Source organism: Pseudomonas purpurea (assembly GCF_039908635.1).
GTDB lineage: Bacteria > Pseudomonadota > Gammaproteobacteria > Pseudomonadales > Pseudomonadaceae > Aquipseudomonas > Aquipseudomonas purpurea.
This window is the reverse complement of record NZ_CP150918.1, coordinates 3,840,447-3,857,500: the sequence shown is the minus strand read 5'-3', so window position 1 is coordinate 3,857,500 and position 17,054 is coordinate 3,840,447. Positions and strand designations below refer to the sequence as shown.

Genomic DNA, 17,054 nt, shown 5'->3' with positions numbered 1-17,054 from the left:
TGTAACGGGGCTCAAACCATACACCGAAGCTACGGGTATCACTTAGGTGATGCGGTAGAGGAGCGTTCTGTAAGCCTGTGAAGGTGAGTTGAGAAGCTTGCTGGAGGTATCAGAAGTGCGAATGCTGACATGAGTAACGACAATGGGTGTGAAAAACACCCACGCCGAAAGACCAAGGTTTCCTGCGCAACGTTAATCGACGCAGGGTTAGTCGGTCCCTAAGGCGAGGCTGAAAAGCGTAGTCGATGGAAAACAGGTTAATATTCCTGTACTTCTGGTTATTGCGATGGAGGGACGGAGAAGGCTAGGCCAGCTTGGCGTTGGTTGTCCAAGTTTAAGGTGGTAGGCTGGAATCTTAGGTAAATCCGGGATTCTAAGGCCGAGAGCTGATGACGAGTTACCCTTTGGGTGACGAAGTGGTTGATGCCATGCTTCCAAGAAAAGCTTCTAAGCTTCAGGTAACCAGGAACCGTACCCCAAACCGACACAGGTGGTTGGGTAGAGAATACCAAGGCGCTTGAGAGAACTCGGGTGAAGGAACTAGGCAAAATGGCACCGTAACTTCGGGAGAAGGTGCGCCGGTGAGGGTGAAGGACTTGCTCCGTAAGCTCATGCCGGTCGAAGATACCAGGCCGCTGCGACTGTTTATTAAAAACACAGCACTCTGCAAACACGAAAGTGGACGTATAGGGTGTGACGCCTGCCCGGTGCCGGAAGGTTAATTGATGGGGTTAGCTAACGCGAAGCTCTTGATCGAAGCCCCGGTAAACGGCGGCCGTAACTATAACGGTCCTAAGGTAGCGAAATTCCTTGTCGGGTAAGTTCCGACCTGCACGAATGGCGTAACGATGGCGGCGCTGTCTCCACCCGAGACTCAGTGAAATTGAAATCGCTGTGAAGATGCAGTGTATCCGCGGCTAGACGGAAAGACCCCGTGAACCTTTACTATAGCTTTGCACTGGACTTTGAATTTGCTTGTGTAGGATAGGTGGGAGGCTTTGAAGCGTGGACGCCAGTCTGCGTGGAGCCAACCTTGAAATACCACCCTGGCAACTTTGAGGTTCTAACTCAGGTCCGTTATCCGGATCGAGGACAGTGTATGGTGGGTAGTTTGACTGGGGCGGTCTCCTCCTAAAGAGTAACGGAGGAGTACGAAGGTGCGCTCAGACCGGTCGGAAATCGGTCGTAGAGTATAAAGGCAAAAGCGCGCTTGACTGCGAGACAGACACGTCGAGCAGGTACGAAAGTAGGTCTTAGTGATCCGGTGGTTCTGTATGGAAGGGCCATCGCTCAACGGATAAAAGGTACTCCGGGGATAACAGGCTGATACCGCCCAAGAGTTCATATCGACGGCGGTGTTTGGCACCTCGATGTCGGCTCATCACATCCTGGGGCTGAAGCCGGTCCCAAGGGTATGGCTGTTCGCCATTTAAAGTGGTACGCGAGCTGGGTTTAGAACGTCGTGAGACAGTTCGGTCCCTATCTGCCGTGGACGTTTGAGATTTGAGAGGGGCTGCTCCTAGTACGAGAGGACCGGAGTGGACGAACCTCTGGTGTTCCGGTTGTCACGCCAGTGGCATTGCCGGGTAGCTATGTTCGGAATAGATAACCGCTGAAAGCATCTAAGCGGGAAACTAGCCTCAAGATGAGATCTCACTGGAACCTTGAGTTCCCTGAAGGGCCGTCGAAGACTACGACGTTGATAGGTTGGGTGTGTAAGCGCTGTGAGGCGTTGAGCTAACCAATACTAATTGCCCGTGAGGCTTGACCATATAACACCCAAGCAATTTAGTGACTCGAGAGAGCGCCAGATTGCGGTGTGTGAAGACGAAACGAACCGAAAGTTTGCGATTCACAAAGCACCGAGATCTATCACATCCCCATTCGCTGGAGCGTGAACCGAAAGGCACACGAGCTGGCTACCGAATTTCTTGACGACCATAGAGCATTGGAACCACCTGATCCCATCCCGAACTCAGTAGTGAAACGATGCATCGCCGATGGTAGTGTGGGGTTTCCCCATGTGAGAGTAGGTCATCGTCAAGATTAAATTCCGAAACCCCTATCTGCGTATGCAGGTAGGGGTTTTGTTTTGCCTGCGATAAAGCCATCAGTGGAAATACCCCTGGTGACTGCCCACGCCAGTGGTCGTTTTGGCCGTCAAGGACAGCGAGCGAGGGAAATTGCCCGTCAGTGTCCGTGCAGTTTTTGGTATGGTGCAGCTCGTTTTTTAAGGGACTGATGTCAGCGCAAGGAGCGGCGTCCAACTTAGTCAAAGAGTTGCAGTAGAAATGCCTGAAGCGATCCCGATCAAAGACCACGAGAAAGAGTCCCGGCTGGTCAATAAGCGGCTGCTGGCCTGCGCGCTATTCGTTGTCGCCATTACCTGCGCATTGGTCGTGCGTATGTATGTCCTGCAAGTGCTCGAGTACGACTACCACTCGACCATCTCTGAAAACAACCGTGTGCATGTCCTGCCCATCACGCCGACTCGTGGCCTGATTTATGACCGTAACGGTGTGGTCCTGGCGGACAATCGACCGAGTTTCAACCTCACCATCACCCGTGAGCGCGCCAATGACGTGAAGGGCGAGCTGGATTCTCTGGTCAGTCTTCTGCATTTGCCGACCGAGGACCGTACGCTGTTTGACAAGGCCATGAAGCAGGCGCGCCACCCGTTTGTGCCGGTCACATTGTTTTATGAGCTGACTGAAGAACAGATCGCCATCGTGGCTGTGAACGAGTTCCGCCTGCCAGGCATCGAAGTCGAGCCGCAATTTGTTCGGCATTACCCATTGGCCGCGCACTTTGCCCACTCGATTGGCTATGTAGGGCGGATCAATGAAAAAGAATCCAAGACGCTGGATTCAGTGGAGTACCGCGGCACTCAATCGATTGGCAAGACTGGCATCGAGCGCTTCTACGAGTCCGAACTGCATGGCCATGTAGGTTATGAAGAAGTCGAAACCAACGCCCAGGGACGCGTGTTGCGAGTGCTCAAGCACACCGATCCGGTTCCCGGAAAGAACATTGTATTGAGTCTCGACGTCAAACTTCAGGCAGCGGCTGAAGATGCGTTGGGTGATCGACGCGGTTCCGTGGTTGCGCTGGATCCATCGACCGGTGAAGTACTGGCGATGGTCAGCAAGCCGAGCTTTGACCCGAATCTGTTCGTTACCGGCATCAGCTTCAAGGAGTACGCGGCGCTTCACGACTCCATCGACCGACCGCTATTCAATCGGGTGCTGCGCGGGTTGTATGCGCCGGGCTCGACAATCAAGCCTGAAGTGGCCATTGCCGGACTCGACACGGGCGTGGTCACGGCTTCGACCCGGGTCTTTGATCCGGGTTATTACCAGTTGCCGGATTTCGATCACAAGTATCGCAACTGGAATCACAGTGGCGACGGTTGGGTCGAGATGGACGCTGCGATCATGCGTTCCAACGACACCTATTTTTATGACCTTGCGCACAAGCTGGGTATTGATCGCCTGCACGATTACATGGCGATGTTCGGACTGGGCGAAAAAGTCTCGCTGGACATGTTCGAAGAGTCGGCTGGACTGATGCCATCCCAGGCCTGGAAGCGCGCGACCCGTCGTCAGCCTTGGTTCCCCGGCGAGACGGTGATTCTCGGCATCGGTCAGGGCTACATGCAAGTCACCCCACTGCAACTGGCCCAAGCCACCGCGTTGATCGCCAATAAAGGCGTGTGGAATCGACCGCACCTGGCCAGGACAGTTGGCGATGTTGCGCCAGTGGACCCACATCCGATGCCCAATATCCTGCTGAAAAACCCGAGAGATTGGGAGCAGGTCAATCATGGGATGCAGATGGTCATGCACGATCCACGAGGCATTGCTCGCGCGGCTGCGGCCGGAGCGCAATACCGGATCGCCGGCAAGAGCGGCACCGCGCAGGTGGTCGCGATCAAGCAGGGTGAGCGTTATGACCGCTTGAAAACCCGAGAGCGTAACCGCGATAACGCCTTGTTTGTAGGGTTCGCCCCGGCCGAGCACCCGAAAATCGTCATCTCGGTCATGATCGAAAACGGCGAGGCGGGTGGCCGCGTCGCCGGGCCGGTGGTGCGACAGATCATGGACGCCTGGCTACTGGATCAGGACGGCCACCTGAAACCGCAATACGCCAGCCCCACCAAATTGCCGGGCGATCCCCACGTATAAGAAATTGACGATCCATGCTGTGGAGTGCTGAGGATTGGATCGATGAGGACTGTCAGAATCCTCTGGTCACCAGGCTGTCCCGGCAGCGGGCAGGCTCCAGAACCGGTGCTCATCGGGGTACCGGGCAGCTCATGTCACCTTCCTCACATTTGAGGTAGCCCTTGAATGTCTTGACCCGTTCGTTGGTCATAATGCTCAGGCAGTTGGCGTAGATGGTCGGGTAGACGCTGCCACCCGTCACGGTGGAGGCCGAAAAGCCGCACTCTGCATCGCGGTAGGCAACCCAGGCACGTTGGGCGCTCACCAGCAGCTTCTTGGTGTCGGGGTCGTCTTTCAGGCGCCCATTGATTTGTTTGTACAGGGCGTTGAGTTCGGCATCGGCGCTTTTGTACATCTTGCCGTAGCACTCATTCATGGTGAGCTGGTCCCTGGCGCTGCCGCAGTCTTCGGCTTGAGCCATGGAGAGGAACAGCAAGGGCGAAAGCGCCACTAGAACACGTTTGTACATGGGAACTCTCTTCTTGAAAAATCGGTGGGCCAGGAGGCCGGCAGTTTAGACGCTGCGGCGCGCAGTCGATGCCAGTAACAGAGCGTCGGCCATTGCCTCAATCTCATCGGCCATGTGCAGCTTGGCTCGCCAGCTCTCGGGAATGCCTTGAGCACCGTAAAACGCCCCGGCCAATTGGCCGACAATTGCCGCCGTGGTGTCGGCATCATCCCCCAGGTTAGCGGCGTGCAGAATGGCGTCTTCCAGGGTGTCGGTGTGTTCGAAGCACCAAAGGGCCGCTTCCAGTGACGCAACACAATAACCGCTGCCAGTGATCTCGGCCCGGGCTTTTGCCCGGTAGCTGCCACGGGCGATGGCCACGACGTTGGGTTCGGTAAAGCGCGCAGTGTCCAGGTTGAACAGCTCGGATTTCGATGCGCCTTGCAGGGCTTTACCGATCAGTTCGGCGAACAACTGACAACACTCGATGGCTTCCGGGGCGGCGTGGGTGGTGCGTGAACTGGCGGCAGCAAACTCGCGCACTTGATGGCACTCGGGGGAGTAAAACAGCACCGCTGGCGCCAGCCGCATCAGTGAGCCGTTGCCTGCCGAGTAAGGATCTGCCGAACCTGCGAATGGATCACCGGTGAGCTGATAACGGCTCAAGGCATCACGTACGGTCATGCCAATGTCGAAGCAATCGCCGGTCGAACTCAGGTAACCCCACTGCCACCAATTAAGATATCGCCCCATCTGGTCGATGGCATCGAAGCCGTTTTTTCTCAGCAGGCTTTCTGCCAGGCACAATGCCATTGAGGTGTCATCGGTCCACTGGCCCGGTTTGAGGTTGAAGGGACCGCCGCCCACCATGTCGGTGAGGGGCCGAAATGACCCTCGTGGCTGGAACTCGACACTGGTGCCAACGGCATCGCCGCAGGCCAGCCCCAACAAAGCGCCGCGATAACGATCGCAAAGAGTGAGTGGCATGAATCGTCCTTGGTCTGGTTTTATCGTCGGCGACAGTAGCATTTTCCACCGTCATCGCAGGCCGACAGAGTCTATCAAAATGTATTAATGCAACACTCAGGTTGCGGATTTCCCATTACCGACCTAGGGTCAATGCAGGAGGTGACCCATGAACCTGTCCGATCGCATCGAAAGAAAGATTCTGCTCAAGGCTCCACGCTCTCAGGTCTGGCGCGCACTGGCCAACGCCGAGTCCTTCGGTCAGTGGTTCGGTGTCGCATTGGAGGGTAAGCGGTTTGTCGCCGGTGAGCGTACCGAAGGGAAAATTACCTACCCCGGATATGAACATTTGTTCTGGGATGTTCAGGTCATGCGGGTCGAGCCCGAGCGCGTGTTCGCCTTTCGCTGGCACCCGTATGCCGTGGACCCCGAGGCCGACTATTCAACAGAACCCACTACGTTGGTGCTGTTCGAACTCGAGGACATGGACGGCGGCACGTTGTTGCGGGTTGTGGAGTCAGGGTTCGATGGCATTCCCGCCGAGCGCCGTCTCAAGGCCTTTCGCATGAACAGCCGCGGTTGGGACGATCAAATGACCAACATCGAGACTTACCTTGCCGCTCCCTGACATCACGACGTTGAAACCCGCACCGCGCCATTCGGCGCTGGATCAGTCTGCTTTGACCTTCGCCGCACTGGGAGACGAAACCCGGTTGCGGCTGGTGGCGGTGCTGTGCGGCGGAGGCGCGATGTCCATCGCGCAACTGACCCAAGGCACCGATATCACGCGTCAGGCCGTGACCAAACACCTGCGGGTTCTGGCGGACGCGGGCCTGGTACGCGATACGAAACTGGGGCGCGAGCGGTTATGGGTGTTCGAACCGACGCAACTGAATGACGCACGCCATTCGCTGGAGGTCATCAGCCAGCAGTGGGATCAGGCGTTGCAGGGGCTGAAGGCGCTGGATGCCTGACGTCTCTAGGGGTTTACGGTAGTGCGGTTATGGCGAAAGGCTTACACGTGTTGGTAGCGTTGTCGTCTTTTGCACACGGGTTCCAATGCGTAATCTACACCCATCAACTGAAGCACAGGATGTGCTCAGGATCACGGATGATCGACCATAAGCAAGGAACGCTGCCGACATGGAGTCGTAATGGTCTTGAAAAAAACCCGCTTAGGCGGGTTTTTTTTCGTCTGCACAACACCCGATTTCTCGACAGCGCTGTCAGATCGTCAAAGGCTTACACACGGTGGATGCTTTGTCGTCTGTTTACCCCTGGACGATGCGTCTAATCTAGCTTCATCAACTGAAGCGCAGGACGCGCTCAGGATCATGGATGATCGACCATAGGCCAGGATGGCCGCCGACAGGATGTCGTTATGGTCTTGGAAAAACCCGCTTCGGCGGGTTTTTTTATGGGCGATGGAAAACCCAGGGTCAGACTTCTTCCCCCCTCACACACGCGGGCACCGGGTCGGATATGCACCGCTGTGAGTCGCCTTCGGTGAGCTCAGCGCCCAGGTGTTTGCGAGCACAGGGCCATGCACCGCGTGCTTTGTATCCAGATCAATTTTTTGTCTGTATCAGATCGGCGCCCTAATCTACGGCCTTAAATGACGGAGCGCCGTGGCCATGGTCGACCTTACAAGCCTTTCGATGTTCATCGGTGCGGTGTTGCTCTTGCTCATGTCGCCGGGGCCGAACATGGCGTTTGTCATCAGTCATGGCGTGCGATACGGCTGGCGCGGCGGCGTTGCGTCGGGGATAGGCATCGGGGTCGCCGACTTGTTGCTGACCGTCCTGACTGCGACGGGCGTCACGGCGATCATTGCCGGTTGGCCCCCGGCTTTTGACCTGATTCGTTATGCCGGTGTGCTTTATTTGCTTTGGCTGGCGTTCAAGGCTTTGCAGCGCCCGGTCAGCGACATAGTGTCGCAGGCACCCCTGGTTCCATTAAAAACCGTGCTGGTGAGGGCGCTGCTCAATAGCGTTTTGAACCCTAAGGCTGTGCTGTTTTTCATGGTGTTCCTGCCGCAATTTGTCCGTCCGGAAGAGGGGGCGGTCGCCTTTCAGTTGATCAATCTGGGCGTTGTTTTGACGCTGGTGAGCGTTGTGTTCCATACGCTACTCGGTGTTTTCGGTGGCGCCCTGAGTCGCTGTTTCTCGGCCTCTTCGAGGTTTTCACGTGCGCAGGCGCGGGTTTTGGCCGTCGTGTTGCTGGTGCTTGCCTTGCGTTTGGCCTTGATGGCACGTCCGGCTTGATCCTGCCCAAAAACGCGGTAGACGGGCGCTGAAATCGTTGACGGTGCAACAGCTCTACCGTTGAGAAAAATTCTCAATGCAAGCACGGATCATCCGTGAGGACCAGTTTAGAGGACCTACCAATATTGGTAGGTTTACCGTAGGAAGAATCCGAGTAGAGTCTGGAACACAAGACGGGGATAACCCCGGATGGAAGACCATTCCTTATTTTTCATGCCCGCAAAGGGACGTGATGATTTGAAATAAGGAGCGGGCGTTTTTCATTCTGCTTAGTTCAATTAAAAAATGTCGCAATTTAGCCTGGTGCTTTGCTGTGTGCGCGGATTCTTTTGTTTTTTAGCTTCAAATATTACGAAAAAGTTATGCCCGGTGGGCATTTTTTGCTGCTTTATTTTCGTTGGTTATTAGTTGGGCTGTCATTAAGTTGTCATGAACTGACTGCCTTGTTATTCGCAGTTTAATAAAAGGGTCAACACGCTTATGAAGCGAGTCCTGGTCGTGCGCTACTCTCAAAGTGGGCAGTTGAGTTCAGTCATCGAAAGTTTGATTTCGCCTTTGCGTGAGGCGAGTGAAGTGTCCATTCATGAAGTTGTCTTGAAGCCTGCGTCGGCCTATCCGTTCCCGTGGCCGGTCACTACGTTCTTCAACGTATTTCCTGAAACCGTGCAACTTTCACCGCCGGCAATCGAGCCGTTGCAAGTGGATACGCAAACGCCCTATGACCTGGTCATCCTGGCTTATCAGGTCTGGTACTTGTCGCCGTCACCGTTGATCACCGCGTTCCTCAAGAGTGAAGAGGGCAAGCGCCTGGTGTCCGGGCGCCCGGTAGTGACAGTGATTGCCTGCCGCAACATGTGGTTGATGGCCCAGGAGGCAGTCAAGCGATTGCTGACCGAGGGCCGGCGCCCAGTTGCGCGATAACGTGGTGTTTACTGACCGTGCCAACACCTTCGCCACCCTGATCACCACGCCGCGCTGGATGTTGACCGGGCGTCGCGAGTCGTTTTTCGGGCTGCCGCGTGCCGGGATCAGCGACGCCGATATCAAGGGCGCCTCGCGATTCGGTCGGGCGCTTCGCGAAGCACTGGCCAATGATCGGGAAAAAATCGATGCGCCGATGCTCAGCGGCCTGGGCGCTGCCGTGGTCAACCCGGGGTTGATTCTCAGCGAGAAAGCAGCCCACCGCGGATTCAGATTCTGGTCCGGTCTTATTGTCCGTTGCAGCAAGTATGGAAGCGCAGTAAGAGCGAGCTTGATGATGTTGTTTCTCGTGTACCTGATGTTGGTAATTACAACCGTTCTGCCGATTTCGTTAGTGTTACGTCGTTTGCTTCATCCCTTCATCCGGGCGCGTATCGATGCATTGCAGCATTACTACGAACAACCGTCCGGGTCGCAACTAAACCTTAAAGCCGAAGAGTGAAATGCTATGAGTGATTCGTTTGCCTATATTACGAAGACGTCCACTTTCATGCCGGGTGAGGCAGTGGACAACGATACGATGGAAAGCATTCTCGGTTATGTGGGTGGGCGTCCTTCAAGATCGCGTCAGGTGGTCTTGCGCAATAACGGCATTAAACAGCGTTATTACGTACTCGACCGGGAAACCGGGATTCCAAAGTTCACCAACGCCGATATCACGGCACTGGCAGTAAAAGGCCTGGTGGGTGATGGTTTTGCCCTCGATAACATCGAATGCCTGTCGACCGGCACCACCTTGCCTGACCAACTCATGCCTAACCACGGCGTGATGGTGCACGGTGTTCTGGGTAACAAACCGTGCGAAGTAGTGTCCACGGCCGGTATCTGCCTGGCCGGTTTGACCGCACTGAAATACGCGTACCTGTCGGTTCTGTCGGGTGCCAGCAACAACGCGGTGGCCACGGCCTCCGAAGTGCTGTCGCCAGTGCTGCATGCACGCAACTTCGACAGCGAAAACGAAGCCCTGGTCGCGCAGTTGGCGGCACGCCCGGAAATCGCGTTCGAGAAAGACTTCCTGCGCTGGATGCTGTCCGACGGTGCCGGTGCGTTCCTGATCGAGAACAAGCCACGCAACACGGGCACTTCGCTGCGGATCGACTGGGTGGACATTTTCTCCTACGCCGACGTCCTGCCAACCTGCATGTATGCCGGTGCAGAGAAGGGTGAAAACGAGGAACTGACCAGCTGGAAACTGCTGAGCCCGGCACAGTGGGGCGAGCGTTCGATTTTCGCGATCAAGCAGGACGTGCGCCTGCTCAACGAAAACGTGGTCAATTACTCCCTCGGCAAGCCGCTGCGTGAAGTCATGGTCAAGCGCAACCTGTCGCCAGAGCACATTGACTGGTTCCTGCCGCACATGTCCTCCGAGTACTTCCGCAAGCCGATTGCGCAGTGCCTGGCAGACAACGAGTTTGATATTCCTCAGGAACGCTGGTTCACCAACCTGTCGCAGCGCGGCAACACCGGCGCGGCATCGATCTACATCATGGTGCATGAGCTGATCGAGTCGGGTCGTCTGAAACAGGGTCAGCGCATTCTGTGCTTCGTGCCGGAAAGCGGCCGATTCTCCGGTGGCCTCATGCAACTGACTGTGATGTAAGCAACCGACCTCTTAATTAGTGCAACACACCAAGGAATGGCTATGGACACTATCGAACAACGCGTCAAAAGAGTGGTAGCAAGGGAATTGGGCGTCGAGGAAGCCAAAGTGCTGAACGTCCATTCGTTTGCCGAGGACCTGGAAGCCGATTCGCTGGCCAGGGTTGAACTGGTGCTGGCACTCGAAAACGAGTTCGACATCACCATCCCGGACGATCAGGCCGATGGCTTGCAGACCGTCCAGCAAGCGATCGATTACGCTCGTGAGGCGCTAGGCAGCGCGGTCACGGCCTAACGTCGCAACGTCGATGTGGCCGGGGCCTGGTTGGCTGGCCGGAGTAGTTACCCCCGGACCACATCTACGTTTGAACACACCCATGGCTTATGCCCGATCAAGTCGCGCCGCAGCACGCTCGACGATCTCGGCACGCAGCTTCACCGATTGCACGGAACGCCGGTTGGCCTCTTCCAGTACTGCCCGTGGCGCAGTCTGCGGGGTGCCGGAGTCGAATGGCGGGGCCGGTGCATACTCAAGTTGTAGCTGAACCAGTTGCGCCACATCATCGCCGAACAGTTCGGCGGCCAGGGTCAGCGCAAAGTCGATACCTGCCGTAATCCCGCCGCCGGTCAACAGATTGCCGTCGCGCACCACCCGATCCTGAACCGGGATCGCTCCCAACGGTTTCAACAAGTCGTGGTAGGGCCCAGTGCGTTGTCGCACGTTTGCCCCGCAATAACCCTGCTGCGCCCAGCACCAACGCTCCCGTGCATACCGAGGTGACATACCGTGCGCTGGCGGCTTTGTGCTGGATGAATTCCAGTGTTTGCGGGTCTTCGATCAATGGCCCGACGCCGCCGCCACCGGGGATGCAGATCACGTCCAGGGCCGGGCAGTCGGCGAACGTGGTGGTCGGCAACAACACCAGGCCGGTGCTGGCAGTCACTGGGGCGAGGTCTTTCCAGATCAGATGCACTTTCACGTCCGGCAGCGAGGCCAGCACGTCGTAAGGGCCGGTCAGGTCCAGCTGCTGAACCTGTGGAAACAACAGAAAACCGATGTGTACCGTCATGGCGTAATCCCTTGGGGCTGGTTGGGCGCACCCGGCATGGGTGGACGGTTTGACTGTAGGCCCGTAGGATTTGGCGTATACGCCAATCACCCCACGAATCACGCCAATCATGCACACATCGCCGAAAACCATTCATGTGCTGGCCTTCGCCAACGTGCAAGTGCTCGACGTTACCGGGCCGTTGCAAGTGTTCGCCTCGGCCAACGACCTGGCAGCCAGCCAAGGCCTGCCGCTGCCGTATGCCGCCAGCGTGATCGCCGCGCCGGGCGGGGCGGTGATGTCTTCGGCCGGGTTGGCGTTGGTGGCCGAGCCGCTGCCGACACAGGCATCCGACACGCTGATTGTCGCGGGTGGCTGGGGCGTTTATACGGCGGCCGAGGACCAACCGCTGGTGACCTGGGTGCGCGAACAGGCGGCAGTGTCGCGGCGGGTGGCGTCGGTGTGCACCGGGGCATTTTTGCTTGCGGCCAGTGGCTGGCTCGACGGTCGTCGAGTGGTAACGCACTGGACACGCTGCGAGCAACTGGCGCGTCAACACCCGTTGCTGAAGGTCGAGCCCAACCCGATTTTCATCAACGATGGGCCGGTCTGGACCTCGGCCGGGGTCACCGCCGGCATTGACCTGGCCTTGGCGCTGGTGGAAGAGGACCTGGGGCGCGCCATGGCCCTGGAAGTCGCCCGGCAACTGGTGGTGTTTCTCAAGCGGCCGGGCGGGCAGTCGCAGTTCAGCGTGACGTTGGCCTTGCAGAACGACGGCCAGCGCTTCGACGACTTGCATGCCTGGATCGCCGAAAACCTGTCGATGGACCTGGGCATTCCCACGCTGGCGCTGCAGGCCGGCATGAGCGAACGCAGTTTCGTGCGTCATTACCGCGCCGACACTGGCCAGACCCCGGCGCGCGCCATCGAATTGATTCGTGTCGAGACGGCCCGGCGCTTGCTCAGTGATACCGGCGTGGCGATCAAGCGGATCGCCGTACAGTGCGGTTTCGGCAGTGAGGAAACCTTGCGTCGCAGTTTCTTCAGGGTCATGGGCGTAACGCCCCAAGCGTACCGGGAGCGTTTTTCGGCCGAGCGCTGAGGGCTTTACTGCACCCGCGTCAACTCACCATCGCGGTACAGCACTTCGCAGCCCAGCCAGGTCGGGTCCACGTGGGGCAACACTGCCGAAGGTTTGCGCAACTCGCGCAACAAGGTCGAGCCGTGGGACAAGCGCCCACCCATGCGCGCGATCACCGCCCGTGCGGCTTGATAGTGGGCGTGACGGCCGGGGTCGAGGGTGTCTTCGAGCAGAATGTCGTCGCCCAGAATGCCTTGCACTTGCCCAGGATAAATCATGAACCCGGTGGCGTGTTCGGTGCCCTCGCGCCCGTCCTGCCAGAAACTCCCGTCGCGGCTGCGCACCTCCGTGTGAGGCGCGAACCAGTAGGCGCGGTCGGCCTGCGGCACCGCGTGGTGCAGGCGGAAAAACACCCGCATCAGGTTGTCGCGATACCACTCGCGCACTTGCAGGTAATGACCGCGCATGCCCGGCAACCCCAGCGAATGGGCGAGGCTGATCGCGCCGGACCACTGTGCAAACGCCTGTAACGGCAACGCCGTCGGTGCCGGGCGTGGGGTGCCCGGATCGGTTTCCCACGGCAGACGATGCGGGCAGTGCTCGAGGTTGTCGTACGCGGTGGGCGGACGGCCCAGCAGGTCGCCGCCGCTGCTGGCCAGCGCCGTGGCGATGCACAGGTTGCCTTGCACCACGAACACGTAGAAACGCGTGAACCAGTCGGCGAGTTGCTGGCCACTGGCGCCAACCGCCGTCAGTTCGGCCAGTTCCTGATCGAAGCGCCGCAGCCCGGTTTCCAGGGTCCGCAGATGCTGGCGGGCCTTGCGCTGCATGCGCAGGAACAACGGCAGCGAGCGCAACAGGCGCAGCGGCTGCCACGGCAGGTGCGGCGTGGCGCCACCGACTTCGCCGGCATAACTGGCGGCCGACACACCCCAGTCCGCCAGCCGTGCCAGGAACAGGTCATTGTTGATATAGGACGCGCCGCCGAACACGGCGGTGAACGGTTCGTTGTCCTGCAAGCCCCGTGAATCCCAGCGCGCCATGATTGCCGGAATGCTCGCCGCTGCGCGCCGTTGGGCGTACTCCACCAGGCGGCTGGGTTGCGGCGGCAGGATCTCGGCGATGTTGGCGGCGGTCAGGTGCCGACGCCAACCGTAATCGCTGATCGGCCGGTATTGCAGCAACCACAACTGGCGGCCGTCCCAGGCCCATTCGACATCGCCGGGCACGTAATGAAAGACCCGCAGCACGCCTTGCAGGAACCGCCACAAACGGTCCGTTGTCAGGCCATGCGTGGTCTTGAATTCACCGCTGCGCCAAGCTTTGCCGAGTCGCGACAGAATCGCCCGCTCAGGCGTGACGTGACCATCGGCCAGAGATTCGAGATGACCTTCGACCCATTCCAGCTCCACCGACAGATGCCGCACGAACGCGATCCCGGACAGCAACGGGGTGATGAAGCGTTGCACCACCACTTCCTCGACACCGTCCGCGCTCAGTTGCGCGATGCGTGTGGGCACGTTATCGGTCGGTTCACGCAGGAACGTGGTGCTCAACCCGGCATTCGCCGCGTCGGCCTGATCCTCGCCGTAGCTGGACGAACGCACCGCCCAGCTCGCGCCGGGCTGGCTCGCCAGAAACGCCGGCAACCGCGCATCGTCGCAGGCGTTCAGCGACAGGGCGGGCGGCACCGCTTGCCCGGCCAGCGTCGCCAACCGCAACCGACCGCCCTTGGTGTGGGCGACGAAACCGCGCTCGCCGGATTCCAGCCACGCGGCGAACTCGGCCGGCGCATCGATCCACGGGTAATGGCCCCAACCGGGTTTCAGGCTGATGGTCAGGTCCGCACGGGCGAGGATGGCTGACCATGCCGCCGCTTGTTCGATGCCCAGCACCTTGTCCTGATCGCCCCAGACCAACTCGACCGAATCGCTGACCCATTCCAGCAGCAGCAGCGCGGTGTCGGCTCGCAGTTGTTCCCAGTACGGCACGAAAGCCCGGCAACGCTTGTAACCGGCACCCATGCGCTGGTACTGCGCGGGCGTCCAGGTCCGGGCGGAAAACTTGTGGGCAAACAACGTCGGTGTGTTCGCCAGCAACCAATGAATGGTTTTACGGATCGGCAGCGGCGACATCAGTGCCGGCAACCGCCGTTGCCACAAAAATGCTCCCACTGGTGCGAGCAGGACGCTGCGGGAAAAGTGCCCCGGTTTGCGTTGCAAGGCATGCAGCACCAACAGCGCGTTGACCCCGACCGCCATGATCGCGCTGCCCACCACCGTCGCGGCCAGTAATGCCTGGGCGTAGGCGCCCAGGTCCGCGCACGGCGCTTGCGGGTTATCGCCAAAGCCTGGCAACTCCAGCGGCACCACCTGGTAGCGTTGGAAATGCGGCACGGCGTCGTCCCACCAATCGGCGGCGCTGCCGTTGCCGGCCAACAGGTACAACAAGGGCTTGCTCATCGGTCGTCCTCAGGCCAGGTCGCGCAGGGCGGCGTCGAGCGTCGGGTAGCGGAAGGTGTAGCCGGCCTCGCTCAAGCGTTTCGGCACGACGCGCTGACCGTCAAAAAACAGCTGCGCCATCTCGCCCGCCAAGGCCCGCACGGGTGCGGCCGGAATGTGCAACCACACCGGACGCTTGAGTGCCTTGCCGACGCTGTCGGCGAACATTGCCTGACTGATCGCGTCCGGGGCGACCACGTTGTACGTGCCGCTCAGGCTGCTGTCGTTGAAGGCGCGGGCGATGACCTGAATCACGTCGTCGCGGTGGACCCAACTCATGATCTGCTGACCATCGCCCATGCGCCCGCCGAACCCCAGGCGGAACGGAATCAGCAGCGGCAACAACGCGCCGCCGGGGCCGAACACCACGCCCAGGCGCATCACCACCTGACGCACGCCAAGGGCCACGGCCGGTTGCGCGGCGGCTTCCCAGCGTGAACACAGTTCGGACATGAAACCATCGCCCATCGAGGCGTTTTCATCCAGGGTTTGCGAGGCATCGCGCACGCCGTAGAAACCAATCGCCGAGGCTTGAATCCACAACTCGGGCGTGTGCCTGGAGTTCTTCAGCCAGGCGATCAACGCCTCGGTGGTATTGACGCGGCTGGCGAGCAACTGTGCCTGGCGCTTGGCGCTCCAGCGTGGCCCTGCGACGGGCGCGCCGGCCAGGTTGATGATCACGTCGAAGGTTTCGCGGTGGCCCAGTTTGCTCAGCGAGCGCAGGCAACGGGCGCGGCCGTCGAACAGGTACGCGGCTTTCAGTGGATCGCGCGCCAGTACGCTGACCGTGTGGCCGGCGTCGAGTAATTGGTTGACCAGGGTTTCACCGATGAACCCGGTGCCGCCCGTCACCAGCACGCGTTTGTAAGCGCCGCCGCCGAACGGGTTAGCCGGTTTGCCTTCGCGCTGCATGCGCAGGGCCGCGAGACCGTCGCGAATTCCCGAGGCGGTCACGCCCACCGCAAACAGCGTGAGCAGCCAGCCGCGCCAGCCGAAATCGATGGCCACCAATCCTGTGGGGAGGTCCGACCACTGCGCCAGTTGCACGCCGTACAGGGCGAAAAATGCACCGCCGTTGACCGCCAGCACCGTGTGCATGATCCGCTCGATGGCCGGCAATTTACGGGTGCGGTCCTCGACCACGAAATCCCACAGCGTCAGGCAGATTTCGAGGGCAAACAACGCCGCGATGACGATCGCCCAGGTGCCGTGAAAGGCCAGATGGGCCATGCCCATGAAGAGGATGCCGTAGAAGCACGAGCGCATCGCGTGGATCGACAACTCCAGCCGCGCGCCGTGGCGATAGGGCAGGGCGACGGTCAGTTCGTGGTGGTAAATCGTGTCCAGCGCACCGAGCATCGCTTGCGCGATCAACAGGGCGACCGCCCAGTCCAGAAGGGAAAAATCAGGCATGGTCAGACTCATTCAATGAATTACGACGGTCATGGCGGTACAGCCATAACAGCGGCGGCAATAGGGTCAGCAGCGCAACGCTGTCGAACCACAGGTGGGACCAGACTTGGGCCTGGATGGAAAGCAGCATGTCCTGCGGCGCCCAAACGATGATCCCGGCCATCAGCCACCCCCAGGCCATGGAAGTTTTGAGCCGATTGCCGATATGCACCAGCGCCAGCATGTACAGCGAATAACTTTGCAGCGTGGCGCCGAACAGCGCGAGCCACCAGACTTGCTGCGAGCGGGCGGCGGCGGGTACGGCATCGACCCAAAAAGCGTGTTCGATGGTGTTCAGATAGCCGTCGAGCACACCCGAGTGGCCGGCCCAGGTCAGCACCAGGCTGACGAGCAAATGCACGAGGGCGGCGGCGTACAGCCAGCGCACCAGCGTGCGTCGAAGGGGAGAAGAGCGGGGCAACATTCCGTGTCCTGATGGCGTCCTTGGCGGGCCGTCAGTGTAACGATTTTTGCCCGGCCAAGGGCCGAT

The 17,054-nt window shown here is 59.3% G+C and carries 12 protein-coding genes, 2 rRNA genes and 2 pseudogenes (1 of these 16 only partly in view); 10 read left to right on the top strand and 6 right to left on the bottom strand.

Features of this window, described 5'->3' with window-relative positions:
* The 3 genes from AABM54_RS17240 to mrdA all read left to right on the top strand — a co-directional run.
* Positions 1-1,772, top strand: a 23S ribosomal RNA gene (locus tag AABM54_RS17240); it begins 1,120 nt to the left of the window's first position.
* Positions 1,773-1,930: 158 nt separating this feature from the next.
* Positions 1,931-2,046, top strand: a 5S ribosomal RNA gene (rrf, locus tag AABM54_RS17235).
* A 245-nt stretch (positions 2,047-2,291) separates the two neighbouring features.
* Positions 2,292-4,184: a penicillin-binding protein 2 gene (mrdA, locus tag AABM54_RS17230; RefSeq protein WP_347901197.1), complete on the top strand. Its 1,893-nt coding sequence runs from the start codon at positions 2,292-2,294 to the stop codon at positions 4,182-4,184.
* Positions 4,185-4,293: 109 nt separating this feature from the next.
* Here the strand turns inward: mrdA and AABM54_RS17225 are convergent, their stop codons facing one another.
* The gene (locus AABM54_RS17225; RefSeq protein WP_347901196.1) at positions 4,294-4,692 is read right to left on the bottom strand and encodes a lysozyme inhibitor LprI family protein; all 399 of its coding nucleotides are present in this window, start codon (positions 4,690-4,692) and stop codon (positions 4,294-4,296) included.
* 45 nt (positions 4,693-4,737) lie between these two features.
* Positions 4,738-5,658 carry an ADP-ribosylglycohydrolase family protein gene (locus AABM54_RS17220; RefSeq protein WP_347901194.1) on the bottom strand — a complete coding sequence of 307 codons (921 nt, stop codon included), beginning with the start codon at positions 5,656-5,658 and terminating at the stop codon, positions 4,738-4,740.
* Between the two features lie 148 nt (positions 5,659-5,806).
* Here AABM54_RS17220 and AABM54_RS17215 point away from each other — a divergent pair, with 148 nt between their 5' ends.
* The 6 genes and pseudogenes from AABM54_RS17215 (at position 5,807) to acpP (ending at position 10,776) form a co-directional block, all read left to right on the top strand.
* The gene (locus AABM54_RS17215) at positions 5,807-6,265 is read left to right on the top strand and encodes an SRPBCC family protein (RefSeq protein ID WP_347901192.1); all 459 of its coding nucleotides are present in this window, start codon (positions 5,807-5,809) and stop codon (positions 6,263-6,265) included.
* Entirely contained in the window at positions 6,252-6,611 is a 360-nt protein-coding gene (locus AABM54_RS17210; RefSeq protein WP_347901191.1) for a metalloregulator ArsR/SmtB family transcription factor, read from the top strand. The genes AABM54_RS17215 and AABM54_RS17210 overlap by 14 nt, the downstream gene beginning before the upstream one ends.
* 660 nt (positions 6,612-7,271) lie before the next feature.
* Positions 7,272-7,901: a LysE family translocator gene (locus AABM54_RS17205; protein WP_347906235.1), complete on the top strand. Its 630-nt coding sequence runs from the start codon at positions 7,272-7,274 to the stop codon at positions 7,899-7,901.
* A 480-nt stretch (positions 7,902-8,381) separates the two neighbouring features.
* Positions 8,382-9,324, top strand: a pseudogene (locus tag AABM54_RS17200) (dialkylrecorsinol condensing enzyme).
* A gap of 6 nt (positions 9,325-9,330) precedes the next feature.
* Positions 9,331-10,482 (top strand): beta-ketoacyl synthase DarB, encoded by a 1,152-nt coding sequence (gene darB, locus AABM54_RS17195; RefSeq protein ID WP_347901190.1) that lies wholly within the window; start codon positions 9,331-9,333, stop codon positions 10,480-10,482.
* Between the two features lie 42 nt (positions 10,483-10,524).
* Positions 10,525-10,776, top strand: coding sequence for an acyl carrier protein (acpP, locus tag AABM54_RS17190; RefSeq protein WP_347901189.1), 252 nt, complete (start codon positions 10,525-10,527; stop codon positions 10,774-10,776).
* Between the two features lie 87 nt (positions 10,777-10,863).
* Here acpP and inhA read toward each other — a convergent pair.
* Positions 10,864-11,551: pseudogene (inhA, locus tag AABM54_RS17185) on the bottom strand (isonitrile hydratase).
* A gap of 109 nt (positions 11,552-11,660) precedes the next feature.
* On the opposite strand from inhA, the gene AABM54_RS17180 reads away from it, so the two are divergent.
* Positions 11,661-12,632, top strand: a complete 972-nt coding sequence (locus tag AABM54_RS17180; protein ID WP_347901188.1) for a GlxA family transcriptional regulator — start codon at positions 11,661-11,663, stop codon at positions 12,630-12,632.
* A 5-nt stretch (positions 12,633-12,637) separates the two neighbouring features.
* On the opposite strand, the gene AABM54_RS17175 is transcribed toward AABM54_RS17180, so the two are convergent.
* From AABM54_RS17175 to AABM54_RS17165, 3 genes are read right to left on the bottom strand one after another with little or no spacing between them, the layout of a single operon-like run.
* On the bottom strand, positions 12,638-15,073 hold the full coding sequence (locus tag AABM54_RS17175) for an alpha/beta hydrolase (protein ID WP_347901187.1): 2,436 nt from the start codon (positions 15,071-15,073) through the stop codon (positions 12,638-12,640).
* A gap of 9 nt (positions 15,074-15,082) precedes the next feature.
* Positions 15,083-16,525 carry a TIGR01777 family oxidoreductase gene (locus tag AABM54_RS17170; protein WP_347901186.1) on the bottom strand — a complete coding sequence of 481 codons (1,443 nt, stop codon included), beginning with the start codon at positions 16,523-16,525 and terminating at the stop codon, positions 15,083-15,085.
* Positions 16,518-16,988, bottom strand: a complete 471-nt coding sequence (locus tag AABM54_RS17165) for a cell division protein (protein ID WP_347901185.1) — start codon at positions 16,986-16,988, stop codon at positions 16,518-16,520. Before AABM54_RS17165 ends, AABM54_RS17170 begins: the two co-directional genes overlap by 8 nt.
* Positions 16,989-17,054 lie beyond the last annotated feature (66 nt).

Bases quoted from the DNA above. Each gene is read 5' to 3' on its own strand.
- AABM54_RS17225 (WP_347901196.1), bottom strand. From the start codon at position 4,692: ATGTACAAACGTGTTCTAGTGGCGCTTTCGCCCTTGCTGTTCCTCTCC.
- AABM54_RS17220 (WP_347901194.1), bottom strand. From the start codon at position 5,658: ATGCCACTCACTCTTTGCGATCGTTATCGCGGCGCTTTGTTGGGGCTG.
- darB (WP_347901190.1), top strand. From the start codon at position 9,331: ATGAGTGATTCGTTTGCCTATATTACGAAGACGTCCACTTTCATGCCG.
- AABM54_RS17175 (WP_347901187.1), bottom strand. From the start codon at position 15,073: ATGAGCAAGCCCTTGTTGTACCTGTTGGCCGGCAACGGCAGCGCCGCC.
- AABM54_RS17165 (WP_347901185.1), bottom strand. From the start codon at position 16,988: ATGTTGCCCCGCTCTTCTCCCCTTCGACGCACGCTGGTGCGCTGGCTG.
- AABM54_RS17205 (WP_347906235.1), top strand. From the start codon at position 7,272: ATGGTCGACCTTACAAGCCTTTCGATGTTCATCGGTGCGGTGTTGCTC.
- acpP (WP_347901189.1), top strand. From the start codon at position 10,525: ATGGACACTATCGAACAACGCGTCAAAAGAGTGGTAGCAAGGGAATTG.
- AABM54_RS17180 (WP_347901188.1), top strand. From the start codon at position 11,661: ATGCACACATCGCCGAAAACCATTCATGTGCTGGCCTTCGCCAACGTG.
- AABM54_RS17170 (WP_347901186.1), bottom strand. From the start codon at position 16,525: ATGCCTGATTTTTCCCTTCTGGACTGGGCGGTCGCCCTGTTGATCGCG.
- AABM54_RS17215 (WP_347901192.1), top strand. From the start codon at position 5,807: ATGAACCTGTCCGATCGCATCGAAAGAAAGATTCTGCTCAAGGCTCCA.
- mrdA (WP_347901197.1), top strand. From the start codon at position 2,292: ATGCCTGAAGCGATCCCGATCAAAGACCACGAGAAAGAGTCCCGGCTG.